The 13284-nt window shown below is 40.9% G+C and carries 11 protein-coding genes; 10 read left to right on the top strand and 1 reads right to left on the bottom strand.

Annotated features, from left to right (window positions below; genetic code table 11):
• The first annotated feature begins 3 nt into the window (after window positions 1-3).
• From HMPREF9010_RS13640 to HMPREF9010_RS13655, 4 genes are read left to right on the top strand one after another with little or no spacing between them, the layout of a single operon-like run.
• Entirely contained in the window at window positions 4-3381 is a 3378-nt protein-coding gene (locus HMPREF9010_RS13640) for a TonB-dependent receptor (protein WP_008648689.1), read from the top strand.
• A gap of 26 nt (window positions 3382-3407) precedes the next feature.
• Window positions 3408-4865, top strand: a complete 1458-nt coding sequence (locus HMPREF9010_RS13645) for a RagB/SusD family nutrient uptake outer membrane protein (protein WP_008648686.1) — start codon at window positions 3408-3410, stop codon at window positions 4863-4865.
• 24 nt (window positions 4866-4889) lie between these two features.
• Window positions 4890-6056 (top strand): metallophosphoesterase, encoded by a 1167-nt coding sequence (locus HMPREF9010_RS13650; RefSeq protein WP_008648685.1) that lies wholly within the window; start codon window positions 4890-4892, stop codon window positions 6054-6056.
• Between the two features lie 20 nt (window positions 6057-6076).
• Complete coding sequence (locus HMPREF9010_RS13655; RefSeq protein WP_008648684.1) at window positions 6077-7225, top strand: metallophosphoesterase; 1149 nt, start codon at window positions 6077-6079, stop codon at window positions 7223-7225.
• Window positions 7226-7307: 82 nt separating this feature from the next.
• Here HMPREF9010_RS13655 and trxA read toward each other — a convergent pair whose 3' ends face one another.
• Entirely contained in the window at window positions 7308-7805 is a 498-nt protein-coding gene (trxA, locus tag HMPREF9010_RS13660; RefSeq protein WP_004304142.1) for a thioredoxin, read from the bottom strand.
• A gap of 512 nt (window positions 7806-8317) precedes the next feature.
• On the opposite strand from trxA, the gene HMPREF9010_RS13665 reads away from it, so the two are divergent.
• The 6 genes from HMPREF9010_RS13665 to HMPREF9010_RS26355 form a co-directional block, all read left to right on the top strand.
• Complete coding sequence (locus HMPREF9010_RS13665) at window positions 8318-9715, top strand: RtcB family protein (RefSeq protein ID WP_008648681.1); 1398 nt, start codon at window positions 8318-8320, stop codon at window positions 9713-9715.
• 42 nt (window positions 9716-9757) lie between these two features.
• Entirely contained in the window at window positions 9758-10465 is a 708-nt protein-coding gene (locus HMPREF9010_RS13670; RefSeq protein ID WP_008648680.1) for an RNA ligase family protein, read from the top strand.
• 2 nt (window positions 10466-10467) lie between these two features.
• Complete coding sequence (locus HMPREF9010_RS13675) at window positions 10468-11577, top strand: AAA family ATPase (protein ID WP_004304138.1); 1110 nt, start codon at window positions 10468-10470, stop codon at window positions 11575-11577.
• A 145-nt stretch (window positions 11578-11722) separates the two neighbouring features.
• Window positions 11723-11968 (top strand): hypothetical protein, encoded by a 246-nt coding sequence (locus HMPREF9010_RS13680; protein ID WP_004300538.1) that lies wholly within the window; start codon window positions 11723-11725, stop codon window positions 11966-11968.
• A complete protein-coding gene (locus HMPREF9010_RS13685; protein ID WP_008648679.1) occupies window positions 11968-12417 on the top strand; it encodes a WG repeat-containing protein in 450 nt (149 codons plus the stop codon). The genes HMPREF9010_RS13680 and HMPREF9010_RS13685 overlap by 1 nt, the downstream gene beginning before the upstream one ends.
• Window positions 12418-13003: 586 nt before the next feature.
• Window positions 13004-13284 (top strand): transposase (locus HMPREF9010_RS26355; protein ID WP_232284336.1); only part of this gene is annotated, 281 nt, incomplete at its 3' end.

Here is a 13284-nt window from a genome sequence, read left to right as displayed (position 1 = left end):
TTTATGGAAAAACTACGTAATGTTGCCAGATTTGGGAAATATGGAAAACGTCTTTGTATGATGTTCCTTTTTCTCTGTATTACAACTTCAGGGCTGATGCGCGCATCTATATTCGCACAGACCACGGTTACAGCCAAATTCAGAAATGTAACATTGAATGAAGTTCTTTGGGAAATTCAGAAACAAACGGACTTTACCTTTATCTACAGCACAAATGATGCGAAGAAAGTCAGAGTGGAAAATCTGGATGTGAAGAATGAACTGATTTCTGAAGTGCTTAACAAATGCCTGCGAAATAGCGGACTGACTTATACGGTTCATGATGGAGTAATTGCCATCCGTAAGGCTGAACCCGTTAGGACGGAAACTGTTGCACGTGAGAAATATACGATTACAGGGAAAGTAATTGAAGATAGTGGAGAGCCGATAATCGGAGCTAATGTCATCGTGAAAGGTACAACTAACGGTATGATGACTGATATGGACGGTAATTTCCATCTGGAAGTTACAGACAAGAAAGTGACTCTGATGGTTTCTTATATCGGTTATACGTCACAGGAGGTAGTTGCAACTCCCGGCAAGCCGATGAGCATAATCCTGAAAGTGGATAATAACCTGTTGGACGAAGTGATTGTAACGGGATATGGTACTTTCAAGAAATCGGCTTATGCAGGTTCTGCCAGTATCGTAAAGACAGATGCTGTGAAAGATGTGCCTAATGTATCTTTCCAACAGATGTTGGAGGGGGCGGCTCCCGGTGTCAGCGTAAATACCGGTTCGGGTATACCGGGTTCGTCAACGTCCATCCGTATCCGTGGCATGGGTTCGTTCAATGCCTCCAATTCTCCGCTGTATGTAGTGGATGGTGTTCCCGTATTGTCGGGTAATATTGGTGCATCTGGTAGTGATTCCGGTTTGGATGTAATGTCTACCTTGAATACATCGGATATTGAAAGCATCACTGTTATCAAGGATGCCGCTGCTGCTTCACTTTATGGTTCACGTGCAGCGAATGGCGTTGTCATTATTACTACGAAACAAGGAAAAGCAGGTAAACCGGTCTTTAAATTGAAATCGGATTGGGGATTCTCTAATTTTGCCATGCCTTTCCGCGAATTGATGGGCGGACAGGAACGTCGTAACCTGATCCACGAGGGGCTTCGAAATTATGCTTTAACTTATAGCGGTAAGACCGATGATGAGGTGGGACTTCATCAGGGGATGACCGAGAATGAAGCATGGGCTTATGCCGATTCGAATATTGACCAGTATGCACCGATCCCTTGGTGTGGTTTTGTGAATTGGGATGATTATCTGTTCCGTAACGGTAGCCATCAGAATTATGAGTTTTCAGCTTCCGGCGGACAGGAAAAGATTAAATACTATACGTCCATCGGCTATATGAAGCAGGATGGTGTTACGATAAACTCCGGTCTGGAACGTATTTCTGCACGTTTGAATGTAGACTATCAGATGGCTAAATGGATGAATATCGGTGCAAAGATACAGTTCTCCAAAGTGAATCAGGATACTTATTCAGAGGGGACATCGTATACTTCTCCAATTTACGGTACGCGTAATGGAGCCACACCGTCTGACCCTATATGGAATGAAGACGGTACCTGGAACCGTGCATTAATCAAATTAGATGACCGTAATCCGATGTTATCAAATTCTTATAATTTTAAGAGAGAATATGCGACCCGTTCTTTCAATACCGTATATGCATCATTCGATATTTGGAAAGGAATCAAGTTTGCGTCTACATTCAGCTATGATTTTGTGATGAACAAGTCTCGTGCATGGAAAGACCCGCGTACCAGTGACGGTGACGATGATAACGGACGTTTCAGCAAAGATTATAATGATATTACCAATATGACATGGTCTAATATTCTGACTTATCAGACAAAGATCAAGAAAAAACACAATCTGGACCTTTTGGTTGGTTATGAAATCAACAGTAAGGAGTCGGATGGACTGGGAACTACTATCTCTAATTTTGCACGCTGGGATAAGCCGGAAGTCAACAATGGTGTAGTGTATCAGAGTATGGGAGGTTCTAACAGTACGACGCGTATTGTCTCTTATATTACACGTGCCAACTATGATTATGACAACAAATACTATCTGGGAGCGAGTTGGAGAACAGACGGAAGTTCGCGATTGGCAAGAGAGAATCGTTGGGGAAATTTCTGGTCATTGTCCGGTGCATGGAGAGTGAGTAGCGAGAGTTTTATGAAACCTCTTCAGAACTGGTTAAGTGACCTGAAACTTAGAGTTTCTTACGGTGTGAACGGAACTCTGCCGTCTTCTTATTATGGATATATGGGATTGAGCAGTCTGACTAGTAATTATAACGATAATCCGGGTATCACGCAGTCGCAACTGGAAAACAAGGAACTGACTTGGGAAACCAACTACAACTTCAACTCCGGTATCGACTTGGGATTCTTCGACAACAGACTGAATGTTACATTTGAATATTACGTTCGTACAACGAAAAATCTGCTTTACAGCCGGCCATTATCTCTTGCAACAGGTTTCTCAAGTTATCTTGCCAACATAGGTAAATTACAAAACAAGGGATATGAATTGGAAATTCGTTCAACTAATATCGAGACAAAAGATTTTCGTTGGAGCACTAGTTTGAATCTGGGACATAATGCCAATAAAATCCTGAAGTTGGACGGAGATTTGAAACAAGTAACCAGCGGAACATCTATTCATAAGGTAGGTTTGCCCTATTCTACCTATTATATGATTGAATTTGCAGGCATCGACCCGGCAGACGGTGAACCGATGTTCTATAAGAATACGACGGATGAAAATGGAAATCTGAACAAAGAAACTACTAAAGATCCGCGTAGTGCGGAAAAAGTGATACTGCAATGTGCCGATCCTACTATCACCGGTGGACTGGGTAACAGCATCTCTTATAAGTGGTTTGATCTGAATTTTAATGTGAATTTCTCTTTTGGAGCATGGAACTATGACGGCTCGGCAAGTAAACTGGAACACGGTGGCGACGGAACGCTGAATATTCCTATTTATTACCGGAAACGCTGGCAGAAGGAGGGTGATGAAACGAGTATTGAACGTTTTGTAGTCGGTAGATCAATTTCCATGACCGATTATGCTACCACACGTCGTTTATACAGTGGAGATTATGTTCGTCTGAAGAATCTGACTTTCGGCTTTACACTGCCGAAGACATGGACCCGGAAAGTGGGTATAGACAATATACGTCTGTATGCATCGGGCAATAACCTGTTAACTTGGGCGGCATACGATTATATTGACCCCGAATCGGGTTCATCACCTAGTTGGGATACTCCTCCGATGAGAACTTATACATTCGGTTTGGAAGTGAAATTCTAAGTGCATTAATCTATAAATGAATAAGTATGAAAAAGATAAAATATATAGCTTTAGGTGCCTTTGCAACCTTATTGAGTAGTTGCGGAAATGATTGGTTGGATTTGCAATCTTCCACAGCTATAGAAACTGATGGTTCATTGACCGAATTAAGAGATTTTGAATTTGTGCTGAACGGTGCATACAGCAGTATGCAGTCATCCAGTTATTATGGAGCAGATATGTTTTGTTATGGTGATTTGAGGGGAGATGATATGAAATCTTATAAGTCTTCCAGCACCAATGTTAGTTTCTATACATTCAAGTACAATAAGACGAATGGACCTAGTGGTTTCTGGGGAATGTACTACGGTATTGGTAAGAACCTGAACATTTTATTCCGGGATATTGAAAAGATAAAGCTTGTTCCCGATCGGGAAATTACAACTCCGAAACTGGAGAAGCTGACAGAGCAGGAGTATTATAATGACTTGAAAGGAGAGGCTTTGGCAATACGTGCCTTGTTGCTGTTCGATATGACACGTATTTACGGGTATCCTTATCTGAAAGATAACGGGGCATCACTGGCTGTGCCCATTATTGATAAAGTGGTAGAAGATAAGAATATCAAACCTTCCCGCAATACGACCGCCCAATGTTATAAGGCCATCACAGACGACCTGACAGATGCGGTGAAGCTGCTTCGTCCGGTAAAGAAAGAGGGTAAGATCAATAAATGGGGGGCAATGACATTATTAAGCCGGGTTTATCTCTATATGGGGAATGACAAAGAGGCATACGATGTGGCTGCCGAAGCTATCAAAGGTGCGGAAAAACAAGGCTATAAGTTGTGGACCAATGATGAATATGCCAAGATATGGGCTACTCCGTTCAATAGTGAACTGTTGTTCGAAATTGTGAATCTGACAACTGATAGTCCGGGAAAATCATCCATTGGTTATCTTAGCACCAAATATAATCTGATAGCTACCGAAAAGTATTGGAAAGACTACATGAAAGACAATTCCGATGATGTTCGTAGTCAGATGGTGTCTACGGCAAGTAGCAGTAAACCTTATTGCTTGAAATATCCGGCACAAGGTTCTAAATCGTATGAAGATGCCAATATCCCGGTTTTCCGTCTGTCGGAACTCTATCTGAATGCAGCTGAAGCTGCGATTAAGAGGAATGATATACCTAATACGCGCAAGTATCTGAAACCTATTTATGCACGTACGGGTAAGGATCTGGATGCTGTGGCAGATGAAGATATAAATCTGGATCTGGTGCTTGAACAGCGTCGCATTGAATTCTGGGGAGAGGGACAACGTTTCTTTGATTTACTTAGAAATAACAAGAAAGTGATACGTGAAGATTATTTGAGCGAAGTTCCTAATGAAGCGGTAGAGTTTGATTGGAGTTATTATAAAATCGTTCTTCCTGTTCCTAACCACGAAATGGAGTACAATGAGAATATGGTTCAGAATCCAGAATATGAATTGCATTAATTAACGCATTAACGTATAGAAATTATGAAAAAGATATATAGCATCTATTTCCTTTTGGGTTTGTTCATCACGGCCTTTTATTCGTGCGGGGAAGATCTGACTCCCGTGGGACCGGACATAGCTGGAATCACTCATTTCCGTAATGATAGCCCTTACCTTTTCTATGAAAACGGTAAACTTAAAATTCTGGAAGTGACTAAAGAGAATACATTGAACATTCGTGAAGAATCCGGATTACCAGCCGGATTGAAGCTGGATGTGTATTCGGATGATAATCAACTCCTTTTTCAGGTACCCATTAATAAGATTGAGAATTTTGAACGTCCGGCATGGGAAGACCGTACCGAGTATGCTAAAACATTTGCCGTATCCGACCTTCACGGGCGTTTCGACTTGTTTGCTGCTATTCTGAAAACAGGGGAAGTGATTAATGATAAATATGAATGGATATATGGCAGTAACCATTTGGTGATTGATGGTGATATTTTCGATCGTGGAGCAGACGTACTTCCTATTTTATGGCTCATATACAAATTGGAATTTGAGGCGAAAGCTGTTGGTGGCAGAGTGACAACCATCTTGGGGGATCACGAAGAAATGATAATGCGTGATAACTTGAAATATACGTATGCCAAGTACAACACTCTTTCGCAAAGAGCGATGAACATGACCTATGGAAAGATGTGGGGACTGACGAATGTGATGGGTAACTGGCTGCGTTCTAAAAACACCATTCAGATTGTAGGTGAAAACCTTTATGTTCATGCAGGATTGAGTAAGGTGTTTATGGAACGCGAAGAGACGATTCCCGAAATCAATGAACTGGTGAGCAAGAGCATTTACCTTTCAAAAGAGGAACGGAAAAAACAATATCCGGATATTGCCGATTTCCTTTATAGTGATAGTTATAACGGTCCGTTGTGGTATCGTGGAATGGTTAAGACTGGCAGTGAGTACAGTCCGATAAAGGAAGCGGATGTAGATAAACTTCTGGCTCAATATGATGTCAAACGTATTATTATCGGTCATACGGAAAATAGTCGTGTGAAGTATACCTATAATAAAAAGGTATATGATATTTGTGTTAATCATCCCAAGGCTTTTGAAAAAGAGACTCGTGCCGTGGTTATTGAAGGAGATGATATTAAAGCCATCAATGACGAAGGAGAATTAGTAACGATTAAAAAATAAATTTCAAGAAAGAAAAGAATATGAGCACTCGTTTTTTGAGATTATTTCTTTCTACTCTTGTTCTCGTTTTAATAAGTTCCGGCATTCAGGCCGGAACTTATCATTCAGGAGATAAGAAGAAAGAGAAAAAAGAGAAATTGTCTGGTGACGGACCCTATATACTCTATCAGGCAGACGGTAGTACACGGGTTATTAATGTCAATAAGAAAGGACGGATTACAGACAAGACTTATGCGACATTACCTAAAGATTTCAGTTTCCGTGTGACGGATCATGAGGGACGGTATCCATTTGATGTAAAACTCCATCCATTGAAAAGACCGGAGTGGCAATATACCCGTCCGGAAAAAGTTTTTGTGATGTCCGATCCTCATGGGCGGCTGGATTGTGTGATTAGCCTGTTGCAAGGAAACGGAGTGATTAATGATAACTATCAGTGGAATTTCGGTAGTAATCATTTGGTGATTATCGGAGATATTTTCGACCGTGGTAAGGATGTACTGCAGATCTTCTGGCTGTTCTATAAATTAGAAGACGAAGCGGTTAAAGCGGGAGGTCATGTCTCTTTCCTTTTGGGAAACCATGAGGCTTTGGTGTTGTCTAACGATCTTCGCTATACAAAAGATAAATATAAACTGCTGGCAGAAAAACTGGGAGTGGAATATCCTTCATTATTCGGCACAAATACCGAATTGGGCCGTTGGCTTGCAACACGTAATACAATGCAAATCATTGGAACCGATTTATATGTACATGCCGGATTAGGAAAATTATTCTATGATAAGGACTTGAATATCCCCACTGTGAACGAGGAAATGAGCCGGGCACTTTTCATGAGCAAAAAAGAGCGTAAGGCACTTTCTCCACTGACTGATTTTCTGTATGGCAATGACGGTCCGATCTGGTATCGCGGCCTGGTGAGAAAAGATCCCCAATATAAACCGTTGGCACAGGACTCTTTACAAATGATGTTGGATCGTTATATGATAAAACATATCATTGTGGGGCACACTATCTTTAAGGATATTTCAACCTTTTATAATGGTAAAGTGATCGCTGTCAATGTTGACAATAAGGAGAATCGGAAGAAAAAGCGTGGACGGGCTGTATTGATAGACAATGGAGTTTATTACGTTGTTGGTGACGACGGTGTTCAGAGGAAACTATAATGAGTTTAACTAAAACTAGCCCTCTATCCATCTTCAAAAGACGAATAGAGGGCAGTTGCCATGACGAGAAAAAAGTCGAAGTCTATTGTTTTGCTTCGTTATTTTGTTTCAGAAGAAATTCATCAATTGCTTTTTTAAGCTGGTCTTTGGGCATAGCTCCCTGCATGATTCTAGGTTCCTCTTTCATCGGAATCATCAATAAGGTAGGGATGCTGCGGATACCGAATGCCGCTGCTAGATCTTGTTCTTTGTCCACATCAATCTGATAGATATCTACTTTACCGCTATATTCTTTGCTCAGTTCTTCCAGAATCGGGTGCATCACCTTACATGGACCACACCAGGTAGCATAGAAATCTACGATAGCAGGACGGCTGCCCTCAAATTTCCAATCGTTCGGATTGGCTTCATAATTATATACTTTCTTTAAAAAATCTGCTTTATTTAATGCTACTACTTCCATTTTATTGTCCTCCTTTGTTGATTCATTACTCTTTTTATTTTCTCCGCTGTTGCCTGCACAAGCTGTGGTTGCCAATACAACGGCAAAAGCACTCAATAAACCTTTCATTAGTTTCATATACTATCTTTCTTTTTGTTTTCTCTGTTGCAAAGATAGGGGATATAAAGGGAGTAAAAAATAGCAATTTGACAGAAACTCTTGGCAAAACTTCCCTCGGATAGTTACTGAACGCTAAAATTTGTCTATTATTCTTTGGAGGAAATAAAAATAAGCACTACTTTTGCCGCGATAAAATGAGTATTCACCCTTTAAAAACAGATGGAAAGGGTATTAATTATGTTGGAGCTATAATATTTTCAAATTAGGACTAAGTTGTCTCGTCGAGAGGATGAGGCTTTGCAACTTATTGTTTTTACACTGAACCTATGGTTCTTATATTGACCGCAATTCTACTAACAAGCGGTAATCGTTGATTAGTCCTGCAATCACTTTTTATATTTTAAATTAATCACTTCAATGCGGTGGTGAGGTATTTCATATCCATATCCAAAGCATTGGTATCACGTGTATTGCATTGTTGTCTGCCGGTGAGGCCGACAGGGAATGCTGTATGCGAACGAAAAAAGAGTATGGGAATACGATTAAAAGATTTAAGCAAACTGGGATACCGGGATAATGTTGCCCGTAGTCTGGTAGTGGACATTGTGAGCAAACATTGCAAATACGACACTAAAGAACAGATTGAAATGACATTGAGCGATATACTCGAGCATCCCGAATTTTACAAAAATAATGAAATTTGGAATAAGCTGGCCGAACGCCTTTCGCCTACTATCATAGCGAAAGAGTTTATAGCTTATGATTTATTGGATGAGCCGTTGATGTATAAAACCTATGGAGGTAAATTTATCGAAACGCTTGCCAAACAACAGATGAACCTGGCTATGCGCTTACCTGTAACGGTGGCCGGAGCATTGATGCCTGACGCTCATGCCGGATACGGGTTACCTATCGGTGGAGTGCTTGCTACGGATAATGTAGTGATTCCGTATGCCGTAGGCGTTGATATCGGTTGTCGGATGAGCCTGACGGTATTTGATGCCAGCGCCGACTTCCTGAAACGATATACCTATCAGATGAAAGAAGCCTTGAAAGATTTCACTCATTTCGGTATGGATGGCGGATTGGGTTTTGAGCAAGAACATGAGGTGTTGGATAGGGAAGAATTCCGTTTGACGCCTTTGTTGAGAGATTTGCATGGAAAGGCAGTACGTCAACTGGGGAGTTCCGGTGGTGGCAATCATTTTGTGGAGTTCGGCGAGATCGCTCTGCAAGAAAATAACGTGTTGAATCTTCCAGAAGGAAATTATCTGGCATTGTTGTCACATTCCGGTTCACGAGGATTGGGAGCTGCCATTGCCAAACATTACAGCCTGTTGGCACGTGAAGTGTGCAGGCTTCCCCGTGAAGCACAGCATTTTGCCTGGCTGGATTTAAACACTGAAGCGGGGCAGGAGTATTGGATGAGTATGAATCTGGCAGGTGATTATGCCCGTGCCTGTCATGAGCGAATTCATTTGAATTTGGCGAAAGCATTAGGGTTGAAGCCGCTCGCTAATGTCAACAACCATCATAACTTCGCTTGGAGAGAGGAAATAGCACCGGGGCGTATGGCAATCGTGCATCGCAAAGGAGCTACTCCGGCACAGAAAGGACAAGCGGGATTGATTCCCGGTAGCATGGCTACTGCAGGTTATCTGGTTTGTGGCAAAGGGATGGAAGCTGCTTTAAATTCGGCTTCTCATGGAGCCGGCAGGGCGATGTCCCGCCAGAAGGCAAAAGATAGTTTTACGCAATCGGCTTTGAAGAAACTACTGTCGCAGGCGGGAGTGACTTTGATTGGTGGGAGCGTGGAAGAAATGCCACTGGCATATAAGGATATTGACAGAGTGATGTATACACAGGAAACGCTGGTGGAAGTGCAGGGTAAATTTATGCCTCGCATCGTTCGAATGAATAAGGAGTGATGTGATGAAAGAAATTAGTATTTAATTAAAAAAAAGAAAGAAATGATATCAGAGAAATATGGTCGCACTTATCACTATCCGTTCTCTCCCGGAACGACTAGTGACGACCGGATTAACCATACGTATTGGGAGGACATCCAACGGATTCGGACATTGGTGCATACCGAGAAGCTGGATGGAGAGAATAATTGTTTAAGTCAGTGGGGTGTTTTTGCCCGTTCGCATGCTGCTCCTACTACTTCACCTTGGACGAGGCAACTGCGTGAGCGTTGGGAATTGATAAAGAATGATTTGGGTGATATAGAAATCTTTGGAGAGAATCTATATGCCGTACATTCCATAGAATATCAGCGATTAGAAACGCATTTTTATGTTTTTGCAGTCCGCTGTATGGATCAGTGGCTGTCGTGGGAAGAAGTAAAGTTTTATGCAGCTTTATTCGACTTTCCTACTGTTCCGGAGTTGAAGATAGAGTCTGTTTCCGGTTTGACACCGGAACTATTAAAACAGGAAATCATCCGTATGTCACAAGAACCGGCTATCTTCGGCTCTTGTGATCCGTGGACGAAAGAGGTTTGTACCCGTGAGGGAGTAGTCAGCCGCAATGTCGGAGAATATCTGGTAAGCGAATTTGCACATAATGTATTTAAGTATGTGCGGAAAGGACATGTTAAAACAGACGAGCATTGGACACGTAACTGGAAGCGTGCCCCGCTTGTTTGGGAATTTAATAATGAAAAGGAGGAATAAAGATGAATTGGAAATTGATAGAAGATAAATCGTGGTGCTCACTCGAACAACAGTTCGAGTGGGTGCGCGAAATGAATACTGTTCAGCAGGATATTCGTTATCATGCCGAGGGCAGTGTAGCCGAACATACCCGTATGGTGTTGGAGGCATTGCAGCAGTCTTCCGCTTATCATTCTCTTTCTACTTTGGAGAAAGAACTTATTTGGACATCTGCCTTGTTGCATGATGTTGAAAAACGTTCAACTTCCGTGGATGAAGGAGAGGGGCGGGTATCTGCTAAAGGACATGCCAGAAAAGGAGAGTACACTGTCCGCACTATTTTATACCGGGATTGTCCTGCTCCATTCCATATCCGGGAACAGATTGCATCTTTAGTCCGGTACCATGGATTACCTGTTTGGCTGATGGAGAAGCCTGACTCTGTGAAGAAACTCTGTGAAGCTTCTTTACGGGTAGATACTTCATTGCTAAAGATGTTGGCCGATGCTGATATCAGAGGACGCATTTGTGAAGATAAGAATGAACTGCTGGAAGCACTGGAACTGTTTGAGATTTTCTGCCGTGAACAGGATTGTTGGAAGAAACCAAGAGAATTTGCCACTGATTATGCACGTTTTCATTACTTCCATACTGAAGACAGTTATATCGATTATGTCCCTCACGAACAGTTTAAATGTGAAGTGACGATGTTGTCAGGACTTCCGGGAATGGGGAAGGATTATTATATTCAATCTGCTGGCATAGATGTTCCTGTGGTGAGTTTGGACGTCATTCGTCGAAAACACAAATTGAGTCCTACGGATAAGTCTGCGAATGGATGGGTAGTGCAAACAGCGAAAGAGGAAGCCAGAACGTATCTCCGCAAAGGTCAGGAGTTTGTTTGGAATGCTACTAACATAACTCGTCAGATGCGTGCTCAATTGATTGATTTGTTTGTTGATTATGGTGCAAAAGTAAAGATAGTCTATCTGGAACAACCATACCACATTTGGCGTCAACAAAATAAAAGCAGGGAATATGCACTTCCTGAATCTGTTTTAGATAAAATGTTGGATAAACTGGAGGTTCCTCAACTGGCGGAAGCGCATGAAGTCGTATATCATGTGGTATAAGCAACGTGAAAAGTTGATAAAGGTGATTCTAGAGCCACTCATTTGATGATGAGAAATAGAATTGTTATTTGTTAGAAGAATTATTGTGTATCAGAATTATATCCGTTATATTTGAGAATATTATGATGGTTGTAATTCTGATATCATGGAACACATAGTTAAAACTTATATTTTACTTTTATTCTCTTTATTAGTATCTTCTATAGGATATGCACAAGAAGAGAACGATATCATATATATTCAGGAAGGGAAATGGGGCGTTATTTTGTGTGGTGAACGTGGTTATGCTTGGCTGGATAATAAAGGAGATACTATTTTCGGCTTTGGAAAATTACAGGAAATTTCAGCTGATGATGACTTTAATTTGGTCTTGGCTGAAAAAGCCTTGTAGTGAAGAGGCAGGATAAGGTGGGAGTGGTGATGAAGGATGGTGAGCAGCTAATTCCCTGCGAGTATGATTCGATTTCTTCATGGTGGGAATATGGGCCTTCCGCGCATTATGTTGTGAAAGATAAAAAAGTGGGAATTATTGATTATATCGGTAAAGTATTACTTCCTACAGAATATGATAGTTTGGATTATGTAACTAAAGATGTTGTAATAGTAACTAAGGATAGTAAATATGGAGCTGTTGATATAAATAATAGATTAGTGCTTCCTTTCGAATATGATGATATTAGATTTGATATTGAGGAATGGTGTGCTACAGGTTATGAGTATATTAGATATATTTATGTGCGTAAAGATAAGAGATATTATAAATATGATAGAGAAACACCTGTTATGGAAGTGATGCTTCAGAAAAGTATAATAGATAAGATATTTAAAAATTATTTGTAGTTATATTTAACAGTTTCAAGGAAAGATGTGAGAGAGAATAAGTTGAAATCACCCTCACTACGCTAATGCTGTAGTAAAGGTGATTGCTTATTTCTGGCACTTTTCGTACGTTTTCTACCAAGAAGAACCGGTTTATATCAGTGTTTTACTGCTATTTTCTTCATCGGATCCTGCATTAAGTCGTTTCTGCAAATATTTTACATTCTCAAGATGTATATAGTTAACCAAGTACATCTGCTTAAACTGCTAGGTGTTTTTTAGTAGTATTCACAATACGGTACGGAAATGAATGAAAGTTTTTCCTACTATAAAGTTGAAAAACATAAAAACATCTGCCACCTGCAACGAAAAGCGTGTAATACACTAGTTAATAAATAGTTGGAACGTGGCAGATACCTGTGGCAGATAGGTTGCAGATAAAGTATCTGCAACACGTTATATAATCAAAGAAAAAGCCTTGATTCCTTTATGCAAAGCTATGGGATAATTGGGGTGACTCTATGGAGAAATTTTGGTATCTCTACGGGGAAACGACAGTATCTGTAGTGTACTGAATAAGTTGACACTTCTTAAATTCGAAATTCACATGGAAGAATTAAAAAAGAAGTACACTCCTTACACAGAATCTGAACGAATGTCGTATATTCGTGAGTATTTATCGACTTCCGAAACGAAGTATCAGTTTGCCAAGCGTACGGGTATTTGCCGTCGTTTGCTGATTCTTTGGCTTGATAAGTATCATATAAATGATAAAGTTATGAGTACAGAACAACCCTCTTTAAGTAAAAGACCTCTGATGAGTCTCTCAATGAACTGGAGAAAGAACTCGCTGCATTGCGTGCCGAAAACCGCAAGCTTCAGCGTGCC

Origin of the sequence: Bacteroides sp. 3_1_23 (genome assembly GCF_000162555.1) — a bacterium.
Classification (GTDB): Bacteria; Bacteroidota; Bacteroidia; order Bacteroidales; family Bacteroidaceae; genus Bacteroides; species Bacteroides ovatus.
This window is presented reverse-complemented; position numbering and strand designations above follow the sequence as displayed.